This window comes from Paenochrobactrum sp. BZR 201-1, from assembly GCF_044987585.2.
Classification (GTDB): domain Bacteria; phylum Pseudomonadota; class Alphaproteobacteria; order Rhizobiales; family Rhizobiaceae; genus Paenochrobactrum; species Paenochrobactrum pullorum.
The window spans coordinates 1-25,551 of the sequence record NZ_JBJDRZ020000029.1 but is presented as its reverse complement, the minus strand read 5'-3'; the positions used below and the strand labels follow the sequence as shown (position 1 = coordinate 25,551).

Below are 25,551 nucleotides of genomic sequence, written 5' to 3'. Positions count from 1 at the left end.
GTCTTTGTTGGCGATGCTTGCTACGTCCGATAGTGGAAGAGGTTCTGCTTGTGATGAGCAGATGAAAAGGGAACATGGTGCCGACCTTTTAAATCTTGCGATTTTAAGTCTTATTCCGTGACTGCCCCCGCAACTGTAACCGGTGAGTGATTTTTCGAGAAATGCAGATAGCCAAGCATTTCAAACCACTGATGGTTTTTAATCATTGGGAAGGTGAAAGAGAAGCGAAGACCCGGAAGTCAGGAGACCTGCCTTTTTCGGTCACCCATGCACGGATACGGGGTGTGTCCATGCGCGGTCGTCCGTGGCGGTGACATTGAACAAATGTTGCCGTGCGTCCGGATGATGTTTCATTTCCCGACAAGCGGTTTGGTTATTTAATGGTCATTAATGGCCTGTTGCAAACCTTGTTGGGGAGCGTGAATGTTTAGAAAAATTGTTTTGCTCGGCGGTGTCGCTACCGGAGCATTGGTGTTGTTTTCATTTGCTGCACAAGCACAAAGCATTGGAAGCGAAAACAATGAAATTGTACTGAAAACTATTACGGTCACCACACCATTGCGCCGTGCCAGCGCGTTGGAGCGTTCCACTTCGTCGGTGACAGTGATTGGCGAAAAAGAGATCGAACAATCTGCCGCAGCTGATCTGCAATCATTGTTGAAAACCTATACCGGTGTGACAATGACCGCGAATGGCGGGCAGGGTGCAACGGCTGGTGTTTCATTGCGTGGCTTTTCATCAAGTCAGACACTTGTACTTGTTAATGGCGTGCGTATGGGATCGGCAACATCCGGTACACCCAACCTGTCCAGCATTCCGCTGTCATCCATTGCGCGGATTGAAATCGCCAAAGGCGGGCATTCGGCACAATATGGTGCGGATGCGATGGGTGGAATTATTAATATTATTACCAAGCAGGGTGGCGCTTGCGAAAATGGCAAGGCCTATTGCGGCTCATGGACGACAGGCGTGACCCATCCGTGGGGCGGTTTTGCTTCCGGTAATATTTCCGGCAAATCGACAAACGGTATTGAATATGGTCTGGGTGCCAGCATTCTGGGTACGCAAGGTTATGATTTCACGACATCTCCGATAGAGAATGATCGCGATGGTTTTCTGCAAGGCAGCTTAAACCTTTCATTGGCCAAGGATGTCGAATGGGGGCGGGTCTATATGGACGGGCTTTATACCCGCGGCCGCAACCATTATGATGGTACAAGCAATACAGCATTTGATAGTGCTGACACGCATAATTTTTCCGGTCGCTTTGGCGCGCGAATTGATCATAGCGATGATTGGTTTTCAACCATCGAAGTGACCAGTTCTTTAGATCAATCGAGACAATTTCGTGCTTCCAAAAAAGGCGATACATTTAAAACCCAGCGTTACGGCATTTTTGCTTCAACACAGAAGGCGTTTAACACGGATAAAACCCAGCAGATCATTGTCGTTGGTGGTGAATTTTATCGTGAGAAAGTCGGCGATGTTGAGTATGAAAAGTCCAGTCGCGATTTAAGCGCTTTGTTTGCTCAATATTCGATTGATTATGCAGATATTCTTATTGATGCGGGGCTGCGCTATGATCACAATCAGCAATTTGGGAATAAGGTCACTTATAATATAGGAGCCAGTTATGAAGTTGTGCAGGACTTCGTCTTGCGCACTTCTTATGCCACAGGTTTCCGTGTGCCGACCTTTAATGATCTTTATTACCCTTCTTATGGTAATCCTGACCTGAAACCTGAAACGTCCGGCTCTTTTGAAGTTGGTTTCAACTGGCAGATGGCTCAGCAAACGCATTTTGATATCGCTCTTTATCAAAATGATATTGAGGATCAGATTATTTGGGTTGGCATGACACCAAAAAATGTAGAAAAGGCTCGCATCCGTGGTGTAGAAGCGGCCGTGCAGCATCAATTTAATGATGTCTGGGCTTTCAAAGCGAGCGTTGATTTGCGGGAGCCTCTTAATAAAAGTGGTGGCTCTAGTGGTCGTTATTTGATTAATGCCGACCGGTTTAAAGCAAGCGGTGAGATTAGCTATCATCCAGATGAAAAATTGGATTTAACAGCGCGCGTTCTTTATGGCTCTTCCCGTTATGCGGATGAGGCGAATAAGAAAAAACTTGATAGCTATATCACCGCGGATTTTGTAGCATTTTATGCTTTTGATCCGCAGTCACAGATTAAGTTCTCTGTCGAGAATATCTTTGATAAAGAATATGAGACGGCGGTCGGTTTCCGTATGCCGGGCAGAACTATGAGCTTGGGCTATAGCCGTTCGTTCTAATTCGGTTCTGAGTTTTAATGAAAAGTGCAGAAAGACATCGTAATTTGCGCATTGTACTTTCATATATTGGCTATCTGACCAGCGCATCCTGTGCCGGTCATGGCATTTGCAAAAGCGTAGCACTGCTTGGTGTGTTTTTTGGGATGCTGCTTGGCAATGTTGCCCCTTCACAGGCAGCGCCTAAAGTCGCGTCTATCAATGTTTGCACTGATCAGTTGGCGATGCTGCTGGCAGATAAAGATCAACTGACCTCTGTTTCTTATTTGTCACTCGATCATAAAACGTCATATCTGGCAGATAAAGCCATGACATATCCGCTTAATCACGGGCGGGCAGAAGAGATTTTTTTACAAAAACCGGATCTGGTTTTGGCTGGCAGTTTTACGGCGCGAGCGACGGTTGATTTGTTGCGACGTTTGGGCTTTCAGGTGGAAGAGTTTCGTCCTGCATCTACTTTTGATGATATCCGCGCTAATATCAGACGTGTTGGCGAGTTGCTGGAACAACAGACAAGAGCCGAGGCTTTGATTGCAGAAATAGATCAGGGTTTGGCTGAAATAGAGTTGAAAAAACGCACACGGACAATCGCGCTATACTATGCCAATAATTATACCTCAGGGCGTGGCAGTTTGATGGACACGGTTGTGCGCCATGCCGGATTTACCAATCTGGCGGACAAGTTATCACTTAACGGATATGGGCAGATGCCGCTTGAATTATTGGTGATGCACAAGCCTGATTATTTGTTGATGGGAGAGCGTTATGACGGCGCAGCGCTTGCCTATCAAAATTATGAACATCCAGCTTTGCAGGCCATTAAAAAGCAAGCGGTTTCCGTGACATTACCGGATAATCTGACCGTGTGCGGCGGCCCTTTTACGGTGGAAGCGGTGAAAATTTTATCGGATATTGCACATGAGTGAAACAAGGCGCTATCATTGGTTATGCGCAGGGCTGACCATGCTGGTCGCCTTGCTTTTTATGCTGTCCTTGCTGATCGGCCCTGCAGCATTGGGCGCTTATGACAGTCTTCATGCGCTGGTAACCGGACAAGGTGATGCGGTTGTGCTGGTCATGCGTGAAATTCGTCTGCCGCGTGCCATTTTGGGTCTATTGGTTGGTGGTGCGTTGGGGCTGTCGGGTGCTGTTTTGCAAGGCTATCTGCGCAATCCGCTAGCCGAGCCGGGTTTGCTGGGTGTCAGTGCTTCCGCTTCTCTTGGCGCGGTGATTGCAATTTATACCGGACTTTCAGCACTTTTTCCGTTGGCGCTTCCATTATTGGCATTGGTTGGTGCCTTTGCGTCTGTTTTGATAGTGCAAACATTGGCAGGCCTTCATGGCGGGACATTAACAGTTATTCTGGCGGGTGTTGCTTTGTCTTCACTCGCGGCTGCCATGACATCGCTGGCGCTTAATTTGTCACCTAATCCTTATGCGGCAATGGAAATTGTTTTCTGGTTGCTTGGATCATTGGCAGATCGCTCCATGTTGCATGTGATGCTGGCGGCACCATTTATTCTTGTCGGTGCCATAATGCTGCTCTCATTGGGGCGGGCATTGGACGCGTTGACATTGGGCACAGAAACAGCTGTCAGTATGGGCGTTAATTTAAAGCGTGTGCAAATTCTTGCGATTACCGGCACTGCGGCGGCAGTGGGTGCTGCAACGGCAATTTCCGGCGCAATTGGTTTCGTTGGTTTGATCGTACCGCATATTTTGCGTCCGCTTGTCGGCGCGCAACCGTCGCGCCTGTTGCCGGTCAGTGCGCTTGGTGGTGCAGCGGTACTGCTGATGGCTGATATTGCAGTGCGTATTATTGCACCATCGCGTGATTTGAAATTAGGGGTGTTGACGGCTTTGGTCGGTGCGCCGTTCTTCCTTTGGCTGGTTTTGCGCTACAGAAGGAAAATGCTGTGAGTCTCAATGTACGCGATTTATCCGTCTCGATGCATGGCGAAGACATTTTACGCCAGATCAGCTTTGAAGCAAATGCAGGTGAGTTCATCGGTTTGATCGGTCCCAATGGTGCAGGTAAAACCACGCTTTTACGTTCGATAATGAACTTCATCTCTTATAGTGGTGAGGTCGTGATTGACGGTGCGTTAACTGTTAAAATGGCGCATAATGAGCGTGCAAAATGGCTTTCATATTTGCCGCAGGAACGCGATGTCGCATGGCCGGTTTCGGTAGAAACAATTGTCGGTCTTGGCCGGCATATGCAGCGTTCCGCTTTTGCGTCGCTCAGCCCTGATGATCATCAAGTTATTGCAGAGGCTATGGCGCAGATGGATGTAACTAAATTTGCCAAAAAATCCGTGCAGGAATTGTCCGGCGGCGAAAAAGCCCGCGTTTTGATTGCGCGTTTATTGGCGCAAGGTTCGCCCTTGATTTTGGCGGATGAGCCGGTTTCCGGCCTTGATCCGGCGCATCAGTTGAGTCTGATGCAATGTTTTGCAGAGCTGGCACAAGCGGGAAAAACGGTGATTGCTTCATTGCATGATTTGTCATTATCAGCACATCGTTGCACACGATTGATTATGTTGGAGAAGGGCAGAATTATTGCAGACGGCACACCAAAAGCCGTTTTGACAGCTGAAAATTTGCGCAATGTCTATAAAATAGAGGCAGATATCATTTTCAAAAATGAGCGCATTTATATTCAGCCGGAAACCGTTATTGCGCATTAACAGGAGCGGGAACAGGAGCGGGCATTTATAATGCACGCGCCATTTTCATCATTTTTCCTGAATGCTGCTCATATAGGCCAGAATTGCATCAATTTGTTCAGGTGATGCTTCAAATTCCGGCATATCGGGATGACCGGCATAAATGCCTTCAGCAAAAGCTTCCGCTAACGCGTCAATCGGGTAGCGCTTGGAAAGAGTGCGGAATGGTGGTGCATCTTTATGGGTGCTTTTGTCATCTGTGCCGATTGCATGACAGCCGGAGCAGTTTACTTCAACGATTTTTTTCCCATACTCAATCAGCTCATTGGCATGGGCTAAGTTACCGATGGCGATGACGGAAAAAATAACAGATGATGTAACAAATGCTTTAATCATGGCTATTGTTGTAAAAGCTTTTAATTAACAAGGTGTTTATCAGCACATTTTAGATAGTCTAATATTATTCCTCTATGTTTTCATCATCTTCATAGTCGTCATCATCGCTTTCAATGATTTCCCAGATGAAGTTGTGCAGTCGCTCTTCGATTTTGGAGCGTGGGGCACCAGCTGCCTCCATTGTCCGTTTGATCTTTAAATATTCTGCTTTGTCATCAGGCGAAAGATATTTTGAAGCAGCCTCAAGAGCCGATAATTTAGTTGACATGGTAGTTTTCCGATTGAACCGCTTACAATTTATTGCAGATACAGCAAAAATATGAACCAGAAGCAATCAATATAAAACATTCTTTTGAATTGAAACCTGTCGAGCGAGCTGAATTGGCTTTGTTGGTGCTTAAAGCCTGCTGGAAAAGGTGTATCCTGTTCGAGCCGATTGATTTATTGATCCGGCTCAATCGTCAGAAGTTCGGAACATAGTTTTTCGGCTATATCTGAAATATCAGGGTTGGTGATCAACCAGTAACCTTTATTGCTTGTCAAAGTTACATCACAGGCTGGAATAAGTTGTCCGCGCTTGAGTGCCTCCTCGGTGAGCCCTGCCCAGCCAAGCGCGATGCCTTGATCGGCAATGGCCGCTTCCAGCACCAGATTATAAGTATTGAAAACCAGACCTGAATTGTGATCATCAATTTCTAAATTGACCTCGTCAAGCCAGCTTTCCCAAGTGTACCAGCGAGCGCCTTGTAATGTGTCCAGATGCAGGAGAGGTGCAGAATTCAAACCTTTTCCATTAGAAAATGGCCCAAATTTTCGTAAAAAAGCCGGTGAGCACACCGGTGTTACCGCTTCACCAATGAAACGGATGGCATTGGCGGGAAAATCTTCGCGTCCGCCAAATAAAATCGCTATATCAGCCTCTTTGTATATATTTTGCTGCAGCATGGAAGATGCCATAATGCGTACGTCGACATTTGGATGTTTCGGGCGAAATTTTGCCACTCGTGGCATAAGCCAAAATGCGGCAAAGCCATAATCTGTTGCAATTCTGAGACCGGGGCTGCGTTGGCGGCGTTTAATTTGTTGCAAGGCTTCATCAATACCGCTCAATCCCTGACGAACGGCTGTATAAAGAATGTCTCCTTCCGGTAACATTTCTACGCCACGGGCGCGTCTTGCAAAAAGAGCAACACCTAAACGATCTTCAAGGCGTTTAATTTGATAACTCACCGCAGGTTGCGTCATACCGAGTTCACGCGCTGCCAAGGTTAAATTTTCCAAGCGTCCGACAGCTTCGAAAACGCTTAAGCTGCCGAGATCCCAAGATGGAGAAGCCATAAGTAACCTTTATATCTGCGATAAAAAATCAATGTCTTTTCCCCTATCGTTAAAGATGTTTTCTTTAAAAGCAAGAATGCAAGTCATAACGAAATTTGATTTTGCATGCGTTTTTAAAGTGGAGCCGGACAGGGGAAATATTTATGCGCTATCTTAAATTGACAGCATTGGCACTAGCCGGATTGACGGGGCTAACAGGTATTGCTCTTGCGGCAGATCCTGAGGCATGTCAAACAATCCGCTTATCTGATCCGGGCTGGACTGATATAACATCAACGAATTCTGTGGCTGCCGTTCTGCTTGACGGCCTTGGTTATAAGGCCGATATTAAAACCATGTCGGTGCCCATTGGATATGAAGCCTTGAAAACCGGCAATATTGATGTGTTTCTCGGCAATTGGATGCCGGCACAGCAAAAATTCCGCGACGATCTTGATAGTGCAAAAGCGGCGGAGATATTGGTGAAAAATCTGGAAGGGGCCAAATTTACATTGGCGGTTCCTGATTATGTTGCCCAGGAAGGCATTAAAGATTTAGCTGATCTGAGTGCGCATGCCGATAAATTCGGTAAAGAAATTTACGGGATTGAACCGGGGGCACCTGCAAATCAGAATATTGAAAAGATTCTTGCCGATAAAAATCTTAAACTTGATGGCTGGAAGCTTGTTGAATCAAGCGAACAAGCCATGCTGGCGCAAGTAGAGCGCAAAAATAAAAACAAACAATGGGTCGCATTTCTGGCTTGGGCTCCGCATCCGATGAATACCAAGCTCAATATTGAGTATCTTTCTGGTGGCGATGATTATTTTGGCCCCAATTATGGTGGTGCCGAAGTTTACACGTTGTCCCGTACCGGTTGGGCGGAACAATGCCCGAATGCCGCGAAGTTTTTCAAGCAACTGGTTTTTACAGTTGATATGGAAAATGAGCTGATGGATAAAATTCTCAATGATGGCACGGAAGGCAAAGCTGCTGCTAAAACATTGTTGAAAGCCAATCCGGACAAGCTGGATAAATGGCTTGAGGGTGTTACCACATATAAAGGGGAAACGGGCATAACAGCTGTTAAAGCTAAACTCGGCCTTTAATCTGTGTTATAGATTTTGTGAGCAGGCGGGCATTTCAGATGCCCGCCGTTTTGCATGATAATTTCTTATTTTTGATGGTTTAATCTAATGACAAAGCCGAACATTCTCATTTTGATGGCCGATCAGCTGAACGGAACTTTCTTTCCGGATGGTCCGGCAGATTTTCTGCATGTCCCTCATCTGCGCAAGCTTGCTGAGCGTTCGGTACGATTTGCTAATTGTTATACCCCAAGCCCACTTTGTGCGCCTGCGCGCGCATCATTCATGTCGGGACAATTGCCGTCGCGAACTGGTGTTTATGATAATGCTGCGGAATTTTCTTCCGAAATCCCGACCTATGCGCATCATTTGCGTAACGCAGGCTATCAAACCGCTTTATCGGGGAAAATGCATTTTGTTGGGCCAGATCAATTGCATGGTTTCGAACGACGTCTGACCACCGATATTTATCCGGCAGATTTTGGCTGGACGCCTGATTATCGCAAACCTGGTGAGCGTATTGATTGGTGGTATCACAATCTGGGTTCGATCACCGGTGCCGGTACTGCAGAGATCACCAATCAGCTGGAATATGATGACGAAGTGGCTTATCAGGCTGAAGCCAAACTTTATGATCTTGCGCGCGGGCATGATGAACGGCCTTGGTGTCTCACGGTAAGTTTTACCCATCCGCATGACCCTTATGTCGCGCGTAAACGTTTTTATGATCTTTATGCTGATATTCCTCAGCTTGATCCGAAAATTGCGCCTTTAAAAGCAGAGGATATTGATCCCCATAGCGAACGTTTGTTGCGTGCCTGCAAGGCAGAAGATTATGCTTTGACCGTTGAACAAATCAGAACCGCACGTCAGGCCTATTTTGCCAATATTTCTTACGTGGATGAGAAGATCGGTGGTTTGCTGGATGTGCTTGAGCGCTGCGGGATGAGCGAAAACACCTTGATCGTGTTTACTTCCGATCATGGCGATATGCTTGGTGAACGCGGCCTTTGGTTCAAAATGAACTTTTTTGAAGGCTCGGCACGTGTTCCGCTATTGATAGCTGCGCCGCAGTTAAAGGCAGGATTGGTAGACCAACCCGTCTCGACATTGGATGTGTTGCCAACACTTTCTGATCTTGCTGGTATTGATCTTCATGGCATTATGCCTTGGACGGATGGCATGTCCCTGGTGGATGTTGCTAATGGTAATGGCGCACGCGGTATCGTTCCGATGGAATATGCGGCGGAAGGCACGATTGCACCAATGGTTTCGTTGCGTGACGGTGATTGGAAATTGAACCTTTGCCGCGCTGATCCGCCACAATTATTTAATTTGAAGAATGACCCGGACGAATTGAACAATCTGGCCGGTTCAGCCGAGTATCGGGAAGTGCTTCAAAACTTGACGGAATTGGCTGATCAGCGATGGAATCTTGAGCTTTATGATGCGCAGGTGCGTGCCAGTCAGGCACGGCGCCATGTAGTTTATCCGGCACTTCGTAACGGGGCTTATTATCCGTGGGATTATCAACCGCTGCAAAAGGCATCAGAACGCTATATGCGCAATCATATGGATTTGAATGTTCTTGAAGAAAATCAACGTTTTCCACGCTGATTTTTCAAGCGATATGTTTACGTCAGAATTTAAACCTTTGGCGTAAACACATGGTCGATTGATTTTGATCCGTCTCTGTTTTATGAGCTTTTTTGAGAAAGCTTTCATAACAAAATCAAGTGGCGAATAAGTCCGAGGGGCCCAATATGCCGGTTTACGAACTTGCGGCTCTAGGATCCGCTTTTTGCTGGGCATTGACAGGATTAATTTCTGCCGGCCCTGCCGGACATCTTGGCGCACTGACATATAATCTTTATCGCCAGATTTTTGTAACCTGCCTGCTTGCTCTTTATGTCATGACAACAGGAGCGTGGCAGCAACTAAGCGGTTCCAATATTGGTCCTTTGATCCTTTCCGGGTTCATTGGTATTTTTTTGGGCGATACCGCGCTATTTCTAACCTTAAATCGTTTGGGACCCAGACGTTCCGGCATTCTTTTTGCCATGAATGCGCCCATTGCTGCTTTGCTGGGCTGGCTGGTTTTGGGAGAGGTTTTGACCGCCCGTGCCGTATTGGGAATTGCAATTACTGTTGGCGGTGTCTGCCTTGCAATTTTCTTTGGTAAACGGCGCAATCAAAATCACCCGTGGGAAATAGTCAAAGGCACATTATGGGTGGGCGTTTTACTTGGTATGTTGTCAGCTCTTGGCCAAGCCATTGGTTCTATTGTTGTCCGGCCGGTGATGGAAACAGGTATTGATCCATTTGTCGGCTCAATGATGCGTGTAGGGGTGGCTGCGGCTTGTTTAAGTGTATTGACCCAATTACCGATTGCTTCGGTTAAACCCCGTAACAAACCTACACTGCCGATATTGGCAATGACGGCACTATCGGGGTTCTTATCTTTAGCATTGGGAATGACGCTGCTTCTATATGCTTTATCAGGCGGGAAAACCGGAATTGTCTCGACTATTTCAGCAACAACACCGGTGATTATTTTACCACTTTTATGGTTGCGCACGGGCGAGCGTCCTGCCGCCGGAGCGTGGTTAGGTGCAGCATTTGTTGTGATCGGACTGGCTTTGATAGTCTATCGTTAGTTCTATACGGTTTGTGATGCATTACTATGTATCATATCTCATGGCTTATTATGTCTGTTTTGCCAAAGCTTCTTTGTAAACAGGTGACAGGTCTCGAAAGGCTCACTTGGTTGTAATGTCATCAAACCAAGTGTTGCTGTTGCGGTAATAACCGTTTCTAATCTTTTATCAATGGCCGTGCCTTGCCATATTGCATACCAATATTCAAATGAATCCATGGCAATACGGGGATGCGCTTCCGGTTCTTTCAGTGCTTGAATAAAAATGTCGGCGCTTTTGCGTTCTGTCAGATTTAAGATTGTTGTGTCACGGAATGGGAAAAACTCAGCCACATCCCGATTGCCGCTCAATATATTAAGTTGTTTCAATGAATTGGTATAAAGCGTTGCATTTTTTTGCTGCTCAATCATCAGATTGATCGTATCGCGGTGCAATTCACGATAGGCTGGGCGTGAGACACCCAACAGGCTTGCATGTGCCTGCAAGGGGTTGATTAAATGGACGCAGTCGCCGACAGGAGAGCGTGCTGCAAACAGCGGATAAAGCGCGTTTAAAGCACCAAGATGCGGAGCAAAGGCCGGTAGCGGCAGATAGACAATGTTGTTGGCCGCTAAGTTCTGGCTTGCTTGCATCACATTGCATGCGATCGGAATATCGAGGGCTCTAGCGGCTTTTTCAATTTTTCCGCTATTGGCACCTGTGCCGTTATTTCCATGCAACGCGATCTTATAGCCTGCCTGCGCTAATAATTTCGCAGCCTGCATAAACCAGGGTGCACGCTGTGAATTGGGTGAAAGATATGCAGGCCAGTCCAGATCAGCGCGTTGGATGTTCGGGTTGTCGAGGTCATAAAACCGGCGGGTTGCATAAATCATGCCTGCGAGTTCTTGTGCAGATGTGCCGCGATAATGGATCAGGCTTAAAAAACTACCAAGTTGGAGAGGGTCAACACGTCCCTCTAATATTAAAGAGAAAGCTTCATCTGCTTCCTCTATGGATAAAGGACGGCTATTGCCGCTGCCCCGACCGATAATGCCAAGAAAGCGCGAAAACCGAATGGCCGGATCATTGTGTTGAGTAAGGTTTTCAAGTTGGGTTGCCAGTTGCTGTGGCGTTGGCTGACCGTCCAGAAAGGCTTTCGAAGCGAGAGTGGTGGTGCTGACATAAGGGCTGTGGATTGCCAATCATTGTGCGCGTGTTGGCGCTGATCGTCGGGTAATGGTTTCAACAGATCATCCGCCTCGGCGCTAAGAGCACGCAAACGTAACCGTAAGGCTTCGGCTTTTGGTGTTGGTAACATGCGGCGTCCGGAACGGATAAAAATAGGATCGCCAAATGCTTCGCGGATTTGATTGAGTAAACGGCTCATTGCAGGTGCGCTCAAACCCATTTCAACTGCGGCATTTTGGACACTCCCCTCAACAAGTAATGTGTCGAGAGCCACCAGTAAACGTAATTGCCCGAGGCGGGATGATGGCAGATTACTGGTATTTTTATCTTCAGGCAAAGCACTAAGTCCTTATAAAATATATAATATTTAGAAGAGAAGGAGGGGAGCAATCTACTTTTTATTAAATTGCAAAAAGCTGATGTTGAAATAAGTTTGAATCATGGCAATTGACCTCCTTGATCTTCCTTAATTAATAGGAGTTAATAACTCATATTTATAATAGAGAGCAATGGAAATGACCAGAATGGGACATAAAACTGAAGCCTTGTCTGTTTCGCAATTGTTAAATCCGATAAAATTACGCCATTTATCGCGACTTGCATGCGGTACAATTTTGGCGGGTACTTTATTGTCTCTGACTGTCACCGCAAATGCCCAGACAGCGAAAAAGAAACCTGCACTTACAGAAGAAGAAATTGCGCAATCGCTTGAAAGCGGTAGCGGTATTTTGCTGAATCAGATCGTGGTAACGGCAACGGGCTTCGAGCAAAATGTGAAAGATGCTCCTGCCAGTATTACGGTCGTTCCGCAGGAAGAGTTGAAAAAAGGTGTTTTCCGTAACCTGACCGATGCCTTGGCAGGTGTACAGGGAGTGAGCGTTACCGGTGTTGCCAATGAAGAGGATATCTTTATCCGTGGTTTGCCCGGTGCCTACACACTTATTTTGGTGGATGGCAAGCGCCAGAGCACACGCGAAGCGCGCACGAATGGTAATTCGGGCTTTGAACAAAGTTATATGCCGCCTGCTTCTGCGATTGAACGCATCGAAGTTGTGCGCGGCCCGATGTCTTCGCTTTACGGTTCGGATGCTATGGGTGGTGTTATTAACATCATTACCAAAAAAGTTGATGATGAGTGGCACGGTGAAGTCACTGTTGATGGCACTTTACAAAAATCTGATCATGGCAATAGCGGTCAGATTTCATTTTATGCCAATGGTCCGCTTGTGAAGGATGTTGTCGGCCTGCAGGTTTGGGGGCGCGGCATGAAACGCAATGAAGACAAGATAGTTGGTGGTACCAAAGAACAGCGTGATGGCGATCTGAGCGGTAAGCTGACCATCACGCCTAACGAAGATCATGACATTATCATTAAAGGTGGTGTTTCACGTCTGCGCCGTGAAGGGCAAATTGGCAAATCAATGGCTGATGACGGCAGAAGCAAGAACAACTACAATGACAATGACCGTGACCATTGGATGATCAGTCACACAGGCCGTTGGGGTCCGACAACCTCTGATTTTTCATTCTCTCAAGAATGGGCAAAACGCACCGCTTACAGCCAAAACACACCAAATGGGGCCTATGAAGAAGATTTACGGTCACCGGAAGTGCGTAACTCGGTCTTGGACGGTAAATTTACAACCCCATTCGAATTTTATGGCCAACATACGCTCGTAACAGGCGGTCAGTTTATTGATTCTCGTTTGATCGACCAAAATCCCGGACGCAGAACAGGTCTCGACGAGAAATTTAGCATTCAGCAATGGGCATTGTTTGCGGAAGATGAGTGGTGGATTACACCGGATTTCTCGCTGACCGGTGGCTTACGCATGGATGACCATGAGGTTTATGGTTCACATTTGAGCCCTCGTGCCTATGCGGTTTGGCATGCAACAGAGCAGCTGACTTTAAAGGGCGGCATCTCTACAGGGTTTAAAGCACCTGAAATTCGCACCATTGCGCCTGGTTACGCTTATACAACAGGTGGTGCAGGTTGTTACTATGGGCCTGAGGCAAGTCTGCCTGAAGGTAAAAACCCTTGTGGTGTCATCATCGGTGATGGCAGTCTGAAAGCTGAAAAAAGTACAAGCTATGAGTTTGCGGCTTTGTGGGACAATCAGGACGGACTGCAGCTGGGTGCCACTTATTTTTACACTGATTTTAAAGATAAAATTTCCAATACGCAGGTTTTGGATAGCAACGGAAATCCGGTTCGCTGGAGTGAAAACCAAAACTATGTACTGTGGAAAAGCTTCAATATCGATAATGCAGTCATGCAGGGTGTTGAACTGACTGCACAATGGGAAGTAACCGATGATATCCGTTTGCGTGCAAACTATACTTATACGCATTCACGCCAGAAGGGCGGCATTTTTGATGGATTGCCTTTGACGCGTACACCGGAGCATATGGGTAATATCCGCGCTGACTGGACAACACCTGTCGAAGGTTTGTCTGCATGGACAGTGGCAAACTATCATGGCTCAGAAATCAATGCGGGTAGCCGTATCGGAGGTAATGGTAAACCTGCTGCTTATGATGAAAAAGGTAATGTCATCGCGCGCAAATATGATTCCTACATGACCTTCGATATTGGTACCACTTATGAATTCAACGAACACCTGACCTTTAATGCAGCTGTTTATAACATGTTTGATAAAAAAGTGGGTGTTGATGATTTCAATACAACCCTTGACGGGCGCCGTCTCTGGGTCAGCATGACATCTAAATTCTGATAAAAATATAGCATTCAAACAAAAAACTCCCCCGGCAGCTAAGTCGGGGGAGTTTTTTGTTTGAAAATCTTCAACTCATATTTAGCGAACAAAGACCAGTTCGGTATAGGTATGATCAATTGCTTCTGTTGATGAAATACGGGTCGACTGGACAGGGGCAGATCTTTTTCTGAGCGAGCTTTCCCATAAATCTGGTTTGGAAAAAACATCCATTTCCAGAAAAAAGAAACCGCGTATCAATAAATAACGTGCAAGTGATCCGATTGAATTTTCAATCAATTGGCGATCTTTGGTCAATATCACACGTGCACTTGGAAGGCTGCCACGCTTTTTAGGACTTAAAATAACCGGATGTATTTGACCATCTTGCTCAATGGTCAAAACACGACAGCCAAGCGCAATATGATCCTGAAGAATTTTGCTTGTATTATCTGCAAATAACCTTGATTTCTTGGGGTTATAGCGGCGGATTTTGGCACGTTTAAACGGACGGAATGCCGTTGCGATAAGCGGCACGACAAGCAATCCTGTCGCGGATGTCGTAAAGCCCAAATGCGCATTGACTTTTCTCATTGATGAGGAAGCCGTCACATCAACATAATCCACATCATTTTCCGTCATGATACGACGCAAAAAAAGTGCCGCCATCCATTTGAATTCCGGCTTCATATAAAAAGCGGCTATATTGATGGCTTTTACAGGTTCGGCTTCATAAATCGAACGTATTAACGGTACGGCCAGACAAATTCCGAGATCAGTTTCTTTGTTGGAGGCGATGAAGCCAATATTTTTATAACCCAGTTCTTCTGCGTGTCTGTGCATATCACGCAAATCGGCCAGCCATTTGACTTTGGAACGCTTGCTGAATCCTTCATGCAGCAAGGTTGCCGCTTGATCGAGTTCATCTATTTCTATTGCGCGCAGTTTCATATTTCAAGCTTTGAACCGGTTAAAAACTATCGTCTTAATTTTGGCGTTTAGACAGAAAATTTTCCAACGCCGTGAGGCTGTCGATGTGATTGATATCAAAATCTTCGTCAGCCAGATCAATGTTAAAATCTGTTTCCAGCTGGGTTAAAATCTGCACGGCTGCGAGTGAATCCATCATGCCGGATGAAAAAAGTGGCTGATCATCAGCAACATCATGAATATTATAAGTTGCAAGAACACCGAGGATATAGGTTTTGATCTGTTGAAATTCTGAAGCGGACATCGATATATTACTCATTTATTTTTGAATGATTTTGGATGTGTGTTAGATTTGCTCTAGAAGCTGTTTGCGGTCAATTTTACCATTGATATTGACGGGCAATATATCGCAGATATGAATGGTCTCCGGCACCATGTAGCGCGGCAAACTGCTTAGAAGAGCTGTTTTGATGGCATCAGTCGTTAAAGCGCTTGTGCAGAAAGCGACCAAACCTTGCGCTGAATTTTCAACAATCGGCCAAGCAACAACAGCCACCATCTCACTTTGGGCAGCTTTTCTCAAATGCGCCTCGACTTCTTCGAGTTCGACGCGGTTACCTTTCAGTTTGATCTGATTGTCTGTACGACCGAGATGATGAAAAATGCCGTTTTCATCTTTCATGCCCAGATCGCCGGTCAAATACCATCGCTGCCCATTGATTTCCCGAAAACGATCATTCTGATTGGTATTGGCATAATCGAAATACCCTTCAGCAAGCTGCGGGCCGCTTAATGCGATCTCTCCCGCTTGTCCTAGATCAAGGGTTTGCTGGTTTTCATCAAAAATTTCAACCTGCATGGTTTTATAAGGTGTACCGATTGCGATAATATCGCGTCCCTTGGTGATAGCAGGTTTTGCATCCACTCTCTGACGCAAACAAATAACAGTGCCTTCGGTGGGGCCGTAAATATTTTCGATCACCCCGTTAGGGGCTGCTTGTACCCATGCTTCAACTGTTGCGACAGGCAGTGGCTCGCCACAAAAGATGGAAAGACGCAGGCTAGGCAGGCTGTCGGCTTTGAGCGCTCCGCTTTTGCGCATCATTGCGGCAAGCGTTGGCACAGACATCCAGACAGTTATCGAACGCTCGCGAATAAAGCGGCTTGGTGCGAGCATTTCCAATGATGAGAAAATATGCAGTGATGCACCGGCATCAACGCATAAGAATAAATTATGGACGCTCAGATCAAATGTAACATCGCAGGTTTCAGCCAATCGGTCTTGCGGTGTCAGATTTGTCCATGACCGGCTTTCATCCAGATAGCTCTTGAGCGAACCTGCAGAAATCATCACCCCTTTTGGCAAGCCTGTGGTGCCGGAGGTAAAGAGAATATAGGCCAGATCTTTTGCATCGACCTGTGCTGGCTCAATCAGAGTTTCGGCGCTGATATCGGAAAATTCTACAATCAGTTGTTTGTTGTATGCAGCTTGCAGGTTTTGCTTATCAGTGCAAACAACCAGATCGGGCGCGGCTTTTAAAACATCTGTCGTAAGCAAGCCCAAACCCTGTTTGTCGACGATCAAAGCATCAAGTTGAAGAGCTTCCAAAAGTTGAACAATGCGTTGCTCCGGCCATTTCAGATTAAGCGGAATATAGGTCGCGCCGACATAGCCAGCCGCTAAAATACCCATGTAAGCTTGCGGGCTTTTGGTCGCTAAAATGCCGATTTTTTTAGGCCGTTTACGTGCAGTAATAAAGCTTGCCAGTTCAATAACCAGCTTTTGCATGGCGCCATAGGTGAGCTGTGCCGAGCGGTCCGAATAGAATAAATCATCAGCTTGCTTATTGGCGTTATCAAGAAAATTGAGTGTGATGTTATAATTTTCCGGCATATTCCGTCGCGATCTTGAAATGGTAGTCTGCATGGATGAGCGCATGCGTAAAAAAATATTCGATATGTGATCTTTAAAACGAATGACGCTTATTTCCAACAAGATTATCTTGAACCACTGTATTCTTGACTTTTATCGCGAATAGACGCGTCTTATTTATAATAATAACGCGCTTATTGCATAAAAAATGCCATTGTCCTCTAAATTTTGAAGACAATGGCATAGAAAGAATAGTTCAGTTTACAGAACTGGAAACATTACCTTGCATTGGTCATACGCATAGGTTCAAGCAATTCAGCCGCCAATGCCGGATCAAGGCCCTCGGCAATAGCTGCTTCCTTCACACTCACGCCATCATCAAGCGCTGATTTTGCAATGCGGATTGCTGCATCATAGCCCATGACCGGCACAAGCGCCGTTGCCAATGTGGTGCAGGTCTCAGCCATTGTGCGGCACGCATCTACATTAGCCTCAATGCCATTAATACATTTTTCGACCAAGTTACGCGATGCGTTTGAAAGCAGCTGGATCGAGGTCAGAATATTATAAGCAATCAACGGCTCAAAAGCATTGAGCTGATATTGGCCGGCTTCTGCGGCCATGGTGACAGCCACATCATGACCGATAACCTGGAAACAGACCTGATTGACAGATTCCGGAATAACCGGATTGACTTTACCCGGCATGATGGATGAGCCCGGCTGCTGAGCCGGTAATTTGATCTCGCCAATGCCGCCACGTGGGCCGCTGGACATCAAACGCAAATCATTGCTGACTTTGGAAAGCTTGGATGCAATGCGCTTTAAGGCGCTGGAATAAGAGATGAAAGCCCCCATATCCCAACTGGCTGCCAGCATGTCTTTAGCAGGCGTCATTTCAAGGCCGCTAAATGTGCACAAGTTTTTAAATGCTGCATCAATATAAATTTGTGATGCATTGATGCATGTGCCGATTGCCGTACCACCAAGATTAACCTCAGTCAGCTGCTGCACAGCGTCTTTCAGGCGGATAATATCATCTTTGAAAATGGTCGCAAATGCGTTGAATTCCTGACCCAAAGTCATCGGAACAGCGTCTTGAAGCTGGGTTCTACCAAGTTTGACATGGTCTTTGAATTCAGCTGCTTTTTTCTCGAATGATGCGATCAGAATATCCAGTGCATCCAGCAAATCCTGACTGCTGAAAATAATCGCGAGCTTCACGGAAGTCGGATACATATCATTGGTGGACTGGGACCGGTTGATGTCTTCGTTGGGATGGATAACATCATAAGCGCCGTGCGGCTTGCCAAGGTGTTCCAAAGCGCGGTTGGCAATCACTTCATTGGCATTCATATTTGTGGATGTACCGGCACCGCCCTGGAAAACATCGACAACGAAATCATCATTCAACGCACCACTGATAACATCATCGCAGGCAAGGCAAATAGCATCAAATTGCTGCTTGCTCAGGCTGCCTTCAGCGTAGTTGCCGGCAGCGGCTGCTTTTTTGACGATACCAAAAGCTTTAACGAGGCTTGGAAACTGGCCAATACTTACACCGGAAATTGGAAAATTCTCCAACGCTCGAACCGTCTGAATCCCATAGCGTAAGTGTAGCGGAATATCCATTTCACCGAGCATGTCGTGCTCTGTTCTCATATTTAGCGCAGGGGAATTCAGTTCTTGAGCCATTCTTGTATCCGTTTCAATCGTATGTAAGCGATAGAACGCATGCTAATGCGTGCCTTTGAGTGATTAATCCTGTTGAGCATGAAGGCAAATGTGCGAATACGCACTTATAGCGTTGAGGAGGAACTCCCGTTTGTGCTGTCGTTGGCCTTGATTGCAGTTTGCATTTAATCAGAAGATGGGAATAACGTCATGTCATCCAAAATGCAATTGTTTGAGAACAAATCAGGTAACAAAATGCATGGAATTTATAATAAAAGCTTAGTTTGTTGCTTAAAAAGCGTAAAATACAAGTTTTAGTTGAAAAAATATATTTTAATAGAATTCTAATATATTCAAATTTTCTTTGTTTTTTTTCATGATTTTAAATTTGTTAAAGAAAAAACCGCGTGAATCAGACGCGACTTTTTCAAAGTAATAAAGTTTGAAGAATAAATTTAAGAGTTTTCTTGACCAAAAATAGTTCCGGAAATCATATCCCGACCACCGGCTTTACTTAAATAAAGTTGTTGGTCGGCCTGTGTAATCCAGTCGGATGATGTCATACCGATTTGAGCTATAGCTGTAGCAACCCCCAAGCTGACGGTCAAAAATGGGCTGACAGATGAACCTGAATGGGGAATGTTGAGCGCCTGAACTTGATTGCGGATATCATGCGCCACTTTCATGGCTGTTGAAAAATCAGTGCTTGGTAATATGCAGGCGAATTCTTCACCGCCATAACGCGCGACCGTATTATTGGATAAATGAAACGCCCGACTGAGGGCGGATGCAACCATGGTCAAACAACGATCACCTTCGGGATGGCCGTATGTATCGTTGAATGATTTGAAGAAATCAATATCAAGTAAAATCACTGATAATAAGTCTTCGGTTTGTGCCAATGTGGTAATTTCTGTTTTGATTGTTTCTTCTAAATGGCGGCGATTGCTCAAACCTGTTAATGCATCGGTGACAGCCATTTGTGCCAGTTGATCACGAAGCCGTTTGAGTTCCACATGATTGGCAACACGTGCACGCAACACCACCGGCTGGATTGGTTTGGTAATATAGTCAATTGCACCAAGTGAGAGGCCTCGAACCTCGGCATCTTCATCGGTAAGACCGGTCGTGAAAATGACCGGAACATCTGCCAGCAGGCGCTCAGATTTGATGCGCTCGCATACATCATAGCCATCAATGCCCGGCATCATGACATCAAGCAGAATGAGATCGGGCAAAACATTGCGCGCAACCTCAAGTGCTTGCTCGCCGGACGTAGCAAAGCAAATTTCATAGGTGTCTTCCAACACCGCATTCATAATTTCAATATTGGTGACTTCATCATCCACAATCAGGATGACAGCGCGATTATTCATAATGACTTGTCCGTCTGCGCAGATAATAATTGATCGAGCACCTTCAGAGCCTGATCGTAATCTAGTTTGTCGATTGCCTGTTTTACAGACAGAAGCGGCATATCTGTGGTGGCTGTGTTGAGTTTTTTTGCCAACTCTTCAAATTGACTTCGTGCTCTGAGGCTGCGCTTGACGAGCAGTTCACGCAGAACTGATGTGTCGTTCATGCAATCGTCAAAATTGAGACCCGTTATTTTGACAATTGAATTTTGCTGTTGTGATGGCTGTAAACTTCGAGCCGCTGTAAGTGCTGGTAAAATAAAGGTTTCCAGATTGGACAATAATGTTTCGATATTGCTGAGATCTTGCGCCGCATAGGCGAGTTCCAACTGGTGGGCTGCTTTAGAGACCTGCGCAAGTTCAAGCGAGGCGGCAACACCTTTCAGCGTGTGGGCCTGACGGCGTGCTGGTTCCATATCATTTGCCAGTTGTTTGTCTTTCAATTCCTTGACGACATTCTCAAAACTATCAGCGAAATTGATGATGAGTTTGCGCAACAAACTACGCTTTCCATTAACACGTACAAGAGCCGCTTTGATGTCAAAAGGGCTTAATTCATCCGGCAGGTTTTCTTCTGTTCTTGCAACTGTGGCAGGTGCTGCACTTGTCTGTCCGGTTGGGGCTACATTAGCGTGAAGCCATTTATCCAGCGTTTTTACCAGCAATTGTGGATCAATTGGCTTGGATACATGGTCGTTCATACCGGCATTGAAACATTTATTGCGCTCTTCTTCATAAGCATGCGCTGTCAAAGCAATAATCGGCAGGCGATCCGATGCAATTGTTTGCCGGATTGTTTTGGTCGCTTCAATGCCATCCATAACCGGCATTTGCACATCCATCAAAATGACCTGATACTTATCCGGATTGGCTTTGACCATTTCAACTGCAATCAATCCGTTGTCGGCTGTATCGACATTCAAACCTGCATCCATCAACAATTCAGCAGCAATTTCCTGATTGATGGCATTATCTTCCACCAACAAAATTTGCTTGCCTTGTGATTTTGCTGAAACGGTTGGTGTGGTCAGGGTTTGAGTGTCATTCGTAGTCTTATCATCCGCAAACAAATTGCAGATTGTACTCAGCAGCAAAGTTTCTTCAATCGGCTTGGTCAGGAAACTGGTAACGCCCGATTGCTCTGCTTCCTGCTCGAATTGTTCACGGCCATAAGCACTGATCAAAATGACATGCGGGAACTGGTTGATTTGGGTATTCGAATGCATGACCTTCAAAGTATTGAGGCCATCCATTCCCGGCATTTTCCAATCCAGCAGCAGTAAATCATATGGCGTATTACTGTTTTGATGATTGAGCAAAGCGCCAATAACTTCTTCGCCGGAAGCGACCAAATCAATCTTCATCGACCATGATGCAAAAATGCTTTGCAGAATTTCACGCGAAGCGGGATTGTCGTCAGCCACCAATACACGCAATGCCTGAATATGGGTGGGCAGCGCGGTGACTTCACGTTTTTCATTTTCGGCAGAATCGAAAACGATCGTAAATGTAAATGTACTGCCTTGACCGAGTTCGCTTTTGACCTCGATTTTACCGGACATCTGCTCAACAATCTGCTTGCTGATTATGAGACCCAATCCGGTGCCGCCAAAGCGGCGCGTGGTGGAACTGTCAGCCTGCGCAAAGGAACTGAAGAGGTTTTTTTGCTGTTCTTCGGTTAGCCCGATGCCGGTATCTGTTACAGAAACGGCAAGGCTGACTTTTTCATTAGCTGGCTGGTTGAGCTTGACTTCAACCGTCACATTGCCGTTTTCACTGAATTTAATAGCATTGCTGACAATATTCATCAAAACTTGATTGAAGCGCAATTCATCGCCGATCACCTTGGTCGGGACGTCAGGTGCAATCAGGGTTTTTAACTTGACACTTTTCTTGTCGGCTTCATTGGTAACCAAAAAAATCTGGTTGTCGATGGCATTGCGCAGATTGAAAGAGCGACGTTCAAGAGTGAGCTTGCCAGCTTCGTTTTTGGAAAAATCAAGAATGTCGTTAATCAGGCGCAACAATGATGAACCGGCACCGCTGATTTTCGACATATAATCGCGCTGTTTTTCATTCAAATCCGTGCGCATGATCAAATGGCAGAAACCAAGTATCGCATTCATCGGCGTGCGGATTTCATGGCTCATATTGGCGAGGAAAATCCCCTTAGCCTCATAGGCAGCTTCTGCCGCCTTCGATCTTTCTTCAAGCGCTTTGTTTTTTGCTTCAATTTCATTGCGCATAATTTCGTTATGATGGAAACTCTCCACCAACATATTGCAAAACCAGATCAGCACTGTGGATTGGAATGCCACGATAACACCGTGTAAAACGACACGGTTGAAATTAGCGCCATTTGGAAAAACCAGATAAGGCAGCACAAAATTGAGCAATAAGTGATGAATGACGACTGTCACTGCCGCGAGAATAATGACGCGGCGGTCGCACCAGGCAATTGTGAGCGCCAACATGGCAAAGAAGTACATATGTACATCCATTTGCCACTCATGGCCGCGCAACAAATAAAGGAGAATGATCGGCTCGCCCATTAAGGCTACAGCAGAAATATAACGAGTACTTTCGGCAATGCCGTTTTTATACCATGATATGTTATAAGCACCGGCAAGCACAGCACCGGCAAGTAGAGCACCATAAGGTGATTGATCCAGCGCATGAGCAGTTAAAAATAAAAGCGGAAGATGGAGCCATAATAAAATGACCAGAAATCCACTGAACTTTGTGCGTAATTTATCAAGTTCAACGTTCATTTAAGCACCGTAACTTTCGCCAAAACTAATGCAGCCGCCAAGTTCCAAGGGTTCAAAAACCAGCCATGCGCCGGCTTCATAAATTTTGCTGACAAAATCATCTTCATCGGAATAAACAAGCGCAATGCCTGTTTTATCGTTGATCGAAATAATCTCGCCATTTGCCCGTCCGATCATGGCCAGTGTTTCACCTGTATCGGACCACAGCGGCATTACCACGCCATATTGATAATTAACACCTGTAGGACTGAGCATTGCGATCAGAAGAGCTATAGCTCCGACGAGCATCAGACAAAGTGCAGCTTTTAGATCATGAAAACGAAAAGGAGGATGAATGCTCTCAGACATGGCACGACTTTTTATAATTGGTCAGAATTTTTAGGGAGTTCATCACATAAAATGTAAAATTTTACCAGCCATTAGCAAAAATATTATAGAGACATATTTTAAATGACAACGCTAAGATCAAGCGATTTTGCATCCGATTGTTTTCATTATAGGATCTAAATCGATTTGTTCGCCCAATCCTTGTCTAATTTGCACATCATAACGATCACCGTTAACCTTCGGACACAACAAAATGCTATTTGACAATATGAGAGCAGTCTCATAGATGGCCGTCAAACGGGCAATGACTAAGGTGGAACCTATGTATTTGAACCTGCGCTACGCGGTATTTGCTGCTGTCGCGTTACTCACTTTCCTGCTGTTAATCGCCGGCGTGTTTCACAGTTATTGGTGGTGGATCGGCCTGCCTGTTTTTGGTGGATTGACGCTCGTTGGGTTGTACGATGTCATTCAGATAAAACACGCTGTGTTGCGCAACTATCCTATCTTGGGACATATGCGTTATATTCTGGAGAGTATCCGCCCCGAGATCCGTCAATATATGATTGAGAGTGATAAAGACGAAGTGCCTTTCAGCCGTCAGGATCGTGGTCTGGTTTATCAGCGCTCCAAAGGCGAAGAAGACAAGCGTCCTTTCGGCACCATCGAAAATGTCTATAGCTCCGGCTATGCCTGGCTGACACACTCAACCGCTCCGGTTCAAAATGCAGACACAGATTTCCGTGTTCATATCGGCGGTTCACAATGTACCCAGCCGTATGATTCCAGTCTTTATAATATTTCAGCAATGAGTTTTGGAGCTTTATCTGCTAATGCCATCTCTGCTCTGAATATTGGTGCGCGTAAGGGAAAATTCGCTCATGATACGGGCGAGGGAGGGATCAGCCGCTATCACCGACAAGGCGGTGGTGATCTGATTTATCAAATTGCATCCGGTTATTTTGGTTGCCGCAATGATGATGGTAGTTTTTCACCGGAGAAATTTGCTAAAACTGCAGCAGATCCTCAGATTAAGATGATTGAGCTGAAACTCAGTCAGGGTGCTAAACCCGGTCACGGCGGTATGCTGCCAGGCCCTAAGGTAACAGAAGAAATTGCTGAAGCGCGCGGTATTCCGATTGGTGTGGACTGTATCTCGCCTCCTGCACATAGTACATTCTCTACACCACTTGGCCTGATGGAATTTATTGGACAGTTGCGCGAGTTGTCGAACGGCAAGCCGGTCGGCTTTAAACTCTGCATCGGTCATCGTCGTGAATTCATGTCGATCGTTAAGGCAATGCTCAAAACCGGTATTATTCCAGACTTTATCGTGGTCGATGGTAAAGAAGGCGGAACTGGTGCTGCTCCGGTAGAGTTTGCCAACCGCGTTGGTATGCCGATGTTGGAAGGTTTGACCTTCGTACATAATACATTGCGTGGTGCGGGGATTCGCGAGCAGGTTAAAATCGGCGCTGCCGGTAAAATTATCACCGCATTCGATATCGCTCGTGCATTTGCGCTGGGTGCTGACTGGTGTAACTCAGCGCGCGGTTTCATGTTTGCCATTGGTTGTATTCAGGCACAGGCATGTCACACCAATAAATGTCCGGTGGGAATCGCTACACAAGACCCGTTACGCCAGCGCGCCATTGATGTAGGTGATAAAAGTGACCGAGTCGCACGTTTCCATCGTAATACAATGCATGCATTGGGTGAAATTGCCGGTGCCGCGGGTTTGACGGATCCACGTGATTTCATGCCTTATCACTTTATGTTCCGACAGAATGACAACAAATTCCTCGATGGCAATGAAGTCTATCCATATTTACCGGATGGTTTCTTGCTTCAAGAGGAAGAAATTGAAGAATTATCCGATTGGTACAGCCGGTGGGAGCGTGCTTCCGCAGAAAGTTTTGCACCGCCAACGATTCCCCATGGGCCATTTGAAAAGCGAGTCGCAGCAGCGAGATAATCTTTTTTCATACTGTTAAACTATCCGAGCCGTCCGTAAAGCAATTTGCGGGCGGCTTTTGTTTGTGTTGCAAACGCAAATTTACCGGATCATGATGCCCTTGAAGAGGTGTTTTTACACTCTATATACAGAAGGCACAAATTAGCTGATTAAAAGCTCTGATTCCTTGATTGGTTATGGATTTGTGTTTCGATTTGGTTAATTTTGTTAGTTTTCCCTGTTGAAAAGAAAATTGTAATTTTTGTAAAATTGTCGTTGACAGTTTTAGATTGGTTGCCCTATAAGGC

The 25,551-nt window shown here is 45.9% G+C and carries 21 protein-coding genes and 1 riboswitch; of the genes, 9 read left to right on the top strand and 12 right to left on the bottom strand.

The window, feature by feature from the left end:
- The first annotated feature begins 22 nt into the window (after nucleotides 1-22).
- Nucleotides 23-270, top strand: a riboswitch (cobalamin riboswitch).
- Between the two features lie 153 nt (nucleotides 271-423).
- From ACI0FR_RS14740 to ACI0FR_RS14725, 4 genes are all read left to right on the top strand, one after another.
- Complete coding sequence (locus ACI0FR_RS14740) at nucleotides 424-2,289, top strand: TonB-dependent receptor plug domain-containing protein (protein WP_404908225.1); 1,866 nt, start codon at nucleotides 424-426, stop codon at nucleotides 2,287-2,289.
- Nucleotides 2,290-2,432: 143 nt separating this feature from the next.
- Nucleotides 2,433-3,212 carry an ABC transporter substrate-binding protein gene (locus tag ACI0FR_RS14735; RefSeq protein ID WP_374833884.1) on the top strand — a complete coding sequence of 260 codons (780 nt, stop codon included), beginning with the start codon at nucleotides 2,433-2,435 and terminating at the stop codon, nucleotides 3,210-3,212.
- Complete coding sequence (locus ACI0FR_RS14730) at nucleotides 3,205-4,206, top strand: FecCD family ABC transporter permease (protein WP_404908222.1); 1,002 nt, start codon at nucleotides 3,205-3,207, stop codon at nucleotides 4,204-4,206. The genes ACI0FR_RS14735 and ACI0FR_RS14730 overlap by 8 nt, the downstream gene beginning before the upstream one ends.
- Before the next feature lie 29 nt (nucleotides 4,207-4,235).
- Nucleotides 4,236-4,976 carry an ABC transporter ATP-binding protein gene (locus ACI0FR_RS14725; RefSeq protein WP_374833882.1) on the top strand — a complete coding sequence of 247 codons (741 nt, stop codon included), beginning with the start codon at nucleotides 4,236-4,238 and terminating at the stop codon, nucleotides 4,974-4,976.
- A 48-nt stretch (nucleotides 4,977-5,024) separates the two neighbouring features.
- Here the strand turns inward: ACI0FR_RS14725 and ACI0FR_RS14720 are convergent, their stop codons facing one another.
- The 3 genes from ACI0FR_RS14720 to ACI0FR_RS14710 form a co-directional block, all read right to left on the bottom strand.
- Nucleotides 5,025-5,351, bottom strand: coding sequence for a c-type cytochrome (locus ACI0FR_RS14720; RefSeq protein WP_404908219.1), 327 nt, complete (start codon nucleotides 5,349-5,351; stop codon nucleotides 5,025-5,027).
- Between the two features lie 64 nt (nucleotides 5,352-5,415).
- Nucleotides 5,416-5,619, bottom strand: a complete 204-nt coding sequence (locus ACI0FR_RS14715; RefSeq protein WP_374833804.1) for a hypothetical protein — start codon at nucleotides 5,617-5,619, stop codon at nucleotides 5,416-5,418.
- A gap of 173 nt (nucleotides 5,620-5,792) precedes the next feature.
- Nucleotides 5,793-6,689 carry a LysR family transcriptional regulator gene (locus ACI0FR_RS14710; RefSeq protein WP_374833802.1) on the bottom strand — a complete coding sequence of 299 codons (897 nt, stop codon included), beginning with the start codon at nucleotides 6,687-6,689 and terminating at the stop codon, nucleotides 5,793-5,795.
- A 143-nt stretch (nucleotides 6,690-6,832) separates the two neighbouring features.
- On the opposite strand from ACI0FR_RS14710, the gene choX reads away from it, so the two are divergent.
- From choX to ACI0FR_RS14695, 3 genes are all read left to right on the top strand, one after another.
- Nucleotides 6,833-7,777: a choline ABC transporter substrate-binding protein gene (choX, locus tag ACI0FR_RS14705; protein WP_404908215.1), complete on the top strand. Its 945-nt coding sequence runs from the start codon at nucleotides 6,833-6,835 to the stop codon at nucleotides 7,775-7,777.
- A gap of 87 nt (nucleotides 7,778-7,864) precedes the next feature.
- A complete protein-coding gene (gene betC, locus ACI0FR_RS14700; protein WP_404908212.1) occupies nucleotides 7,865-9,373 on the top strand; it encodes a choline-sulfatase in 1,509 nt (502 codons plus the stop codon).
- Nucleotides 9,374-9,519: 146 nt separating this feature from the next.
- Entirely contained in the window at nucleotides 9,520-10,413 is an 894-nt protein-coding gene (locus tag ACI0FR_RS14695) for a DMT family transporter (protein ID WP_404908210.1), read from the top strand.
- Between the two features lie 38 nt (nucleotides 10,414-10,451).
- On the opposite strand, the gene ACI0FR_RS14690 is transcribed toward ACI0FR_RS14695, so the two are convergent.
- Together ACI0FR_RS14690 and ACI0FR_RS14685 are read right to left on the bottom strand one after the other, a co-directional pair.
- The gene (locus ACI0FR_RS14690) at nucleotides 10,452-11,444 is read right to left on the bottom strand and encodes a glycosyl transferase family protein (protein ID WP_404908302.1); all 993 of its coding nucleotides are present in this window, start codon (nucleotides 11,442-11,444) and stop codon (nucleotides 10,452-10,454) included.
- The gene (locus ACI0FR_RS14685; RefSeq protein ID WP_404908207.1) at nucleotides 11,405-11,920 is read right to left on the bottom strand and encodes a LysR family transcriptional regulator; all 516 of its coding nucleotides are present in this window, start codon (nucleotides 11,918-11,920) and stop codon (nucleotides 11,405-11,407) included. Before ACI0FR_RS14685 ends, ACI0FR_RS14690 begins: the two co-directional genes overlap by 40 nt.
- 187 nt (nucleotides 11,921-12,107) lie before the next feature.
- On the opposite strand from ACI0FR_RS14685, the gene ACI0FR_RS14680 reads away from it, so the two are divergent.
- Entirely contained in the window at nucleotides 12,108-14,321 is a 2,214-nt protein-coding gene (locus ACI0FR_RS14680; RefSeq protein WP_404908204.1) for a TonB-dependent receptor domain-containing protein, read from the top strand.
- A gap of 81 nt (nucleotides 14,322-14,402) precedes the next feature.
- Here ACI0FR_RS14680 and ACI0FR_RS14675 read toward each other — a convergent pair whose 3' ends face one another.
- The 7 genes from ACI0FR_RS14675 to ACI0FR_RS14645 form a co-directional block, all read right to left on the bottom strand.
- The gene (locus tag ACI0FR_RS14675) at nucleotides 14,403-15,251 is read right to left on the bottom strand and encodes a hypothetical protein (protein ID WP_404908201.1); all 849 of its coding nucleotides are present in this window, start codon (nucleotides 15,249-15,251) and stop codon (nucleotides 14,403-14,405) included.
- Between the two features lie 34 nt (nucleotides 15,252-15,285).
- On the bottom strand, nucleotides 15,286-15,534 hold the full coding sequence (locus tag ACI0FR_RS14670) for an acyl carrier protein (RefSeq protein WP_374833786.1): 249 nt from the start codon (nucleotides 15,532-15,534) through the stop codon (nucleotides 15,286-15,288).
- A 42-nt stretch (nucleotides 15,535-15,576) separates the two neighbouring features.
- Nucleotides 15,577-17,157 carry an AMP-binding protein gene (locus tag ACI0FR_RS14665; protein ID WP_404908198.1) on the bottom strand — a complete coding sequence of 527 codons (1,581 nt, stop codon included), beginning with the start codon at nucleotides 17,155-17,157 and terminating at the stop codon, nucleotides 15,577-15,579.
- Between the two features lie 224 nt (nucleotides 17,158-17,381).
- Nucleotides 17,382-18,764 (bottom strand): aspartate ammonia-lyase, encoded by a 1,383-nt coding sequence (locus ACI0FR_RS14660; RefSeq protein WP_404909797.1) that lies wholly within the window; start codon nucleotides 18,762-18,764, stop codon nucleotides 17,382-17,384.
- A gap of 467 nt (nucleotides 18,765-19,231) precedes the next feature.
- Nucleotides 19,232-20,152 (bottom strand): diguanylate cyclase, encoded by a 921-nt coding sequence (locus ACI0FR_RS14655; RefSeq protein ID WP_404908192.1) that lies wholly within the window; start codon nucleotides 20,150-20,152, stop codon nucleotides 19,232-19,234.
- Entirely contained in the window at nucleotides 20,149-22,962 is a 2,814-nt protein-coding gene (locus ACI0FR_RS14650; protein WP_404908189.1) for a hybrid sensor histidine kinase/response regulator, read from the bottom strand. The genes ACI0FR_RS14655 and ACI0FR_RS14650 overlap by 4 nt, the downstream gene beginning before the upstream one ends.
- Nucleotides 22,963-23,310 carry a hypothetical protein gene (locus ACI0FR_RS14645; RefSeq protein ID WP_374833776.1) on the bottom strand — a complete coding sequence of 116 codons (348 nt, stop codon included), beginning with the start codon at nucleotides 23,308-23,310 and terminating at the stop codon, nucleotides 22,963-22,965.
- Between the two features lie 265 nt (nucleotides 23,311-23,575).
- Here ACI0FR_RS14645 and ACI0FR_RS14640 point away from each other — a divergent pair, with 265 nt between their 5' ends.
- The gene (locus tag ACI0FR_RS14640) at nucleotides 23,576-25,264 is read left to right on the top strand and encodes an FMN-binding glutamate synthase family protein (protein ID WP_404909796.1); all 1,689 of its coding nucleotides are present in this window, start codon (nucleotides 23,576-23,578) and stop codon (nucleotides 25,262-25,264) included.
- Nucleotides 25,265-25,551: the final 287 nt, after the last annotated feature.

Excerpts from the sequence above, each read along its gene's own strand:
- ACI0FR_RS14740 (WP_404908225.1), top strand. The coding sequence starts at position 424 with ATGTTTAGAAAAATTGTTTTGCTCGGCGGTGTCGCTACCGGAGCATTG.
- ACI0FR_RS14735 (WP_374833884.1), top strand. The coding sequence starts at position 2,433 with ATGCTGCTTGGCAATGTTGCCCCTTCACAGGCAGCGCCTAAAGTCGCG.
- ACI0FR_RS14730 (WP_404908222.1), top strand. The coding sequence starts at position 3,205 with ATGAGTGAAACAAGGCGCTATCATTGGTTATGCGCAGGGCTGACCATG.
- ACI0FR_RS14725 (WP_374833882.1), top strand. The coding sequence starts at position 4,236 with ATGCATGGCGAAGACATTTTACGCCAGATCAGCTTTGAAGCAAATGCA.
- ACI0FR_RS14720 (WP_404908219.1), bottom strand. The coding sequence starts at position 5,351 with ATGATTAAAGCATTTGTTACATCATCTGTTATTTTTTCCGTCATCGCC.
- ACI0FR_RS14715 (WP_374833804.1), bottom strand. The coding sequence starts at position 5,619 with ATGTCAACTAAATTATCGGCTCTTGAGGCTGCTTCAAAATATCTTTCG.
- ACI0FR_RS14710 (WP_374833802.1), bottom strand. The coding sequence starts at position 6,689 with ATGGCTTCTCCATCTTGGGATCTCGGCAGCTTAAGCGTTTTCGAAGCT.
- choX (WP_404908215.1), top strand. The coding sequence starts at position 6,833 with ATGCGCTATCTTAAATTGACAGCATTGGCACTAGCCGGATTGACGGGG.
- betC (WP_404908212.1), top strand. The coding sequence starts at position 7,865 with ATGACAAAGCCGAACATTCTCATTTTGATGGCCGATCAGCTGAACGGA.
- ACI0FR_RS14695 (WP_404908210.1), top strand. The coding sequence starts at position 9,520 with ATGCCGGTTTACGAACTTGCGGCTCTAGGATCCGCTTTTTGCTGGGCA.
- ACI0FR_RS14680 (WP_404908204.1), top strand. The coding sequence starts at position 12,108 with ATGGGACATAAAACTGAAGCCTTGTCTGTTTCGCAATTGTTAAATCCG.
- ACI0FR_RS14675 (WP_404908201.1), bottom strand. The coding sequence starts at position 15,251 with ATGAAACTGCGCGCAATAGAAATAGATGAACTCGATCAAGCGGCAACC.
- ACI0FR_RS14670 (WP_374833786.1), bottom strand. The coding sequence starts at position 15,534 with ATGTCCGCTTCAGAATTTCAACAGATCAAAACCTATATCCTCGGTGTT.
- ACI0FR_RS14665 (WP_404908198.1), bottom strand. The coding sequence starts at position 17,157 with ATGCAGACTACCATTTCAAGATCGCGACGGAATATGCCGGAAAATTAT.
- ACI0FR_RS14660 (WP_404909797.1), bottom strand. The coding sequence starts at position 18,764 with ATGAGAACAGAGCACGACATGCTCGGTGAAATGGATATTCCGCTACAC.
- ACI0FR_RS14655 (WP_404908192.1), bottom strand. The coding sequence starts at position 20,152 with ATGAATAATCGCGCTGTCATCCTGATTGTGGATGATGAAGTCACCAAT.
- ACI0FR_RS14650 (WP_404908189.1), bottom strand. The coding sequence starts at position 22,962 with ATGAACGTTGAACTTGATAAATTACGCACAAAGTTCAGTGGATTTCTG.
- ACI0FR_RS14645 (WP_374833776.1), bottom strand. The coding sequence starts at position 23,310 with ATGTCTGAGAGCATTCATCCTCCTTTTCGTTTTCATGATCTAAAAGCT.
- ACI0FR_RS14640 (WP_404909796.1), top strand. The coding sequence starts at position 23,576 with ATGGCCGTCAAACGGGCAATGACTAAGGTGGAACCTATGTATTTGAAC.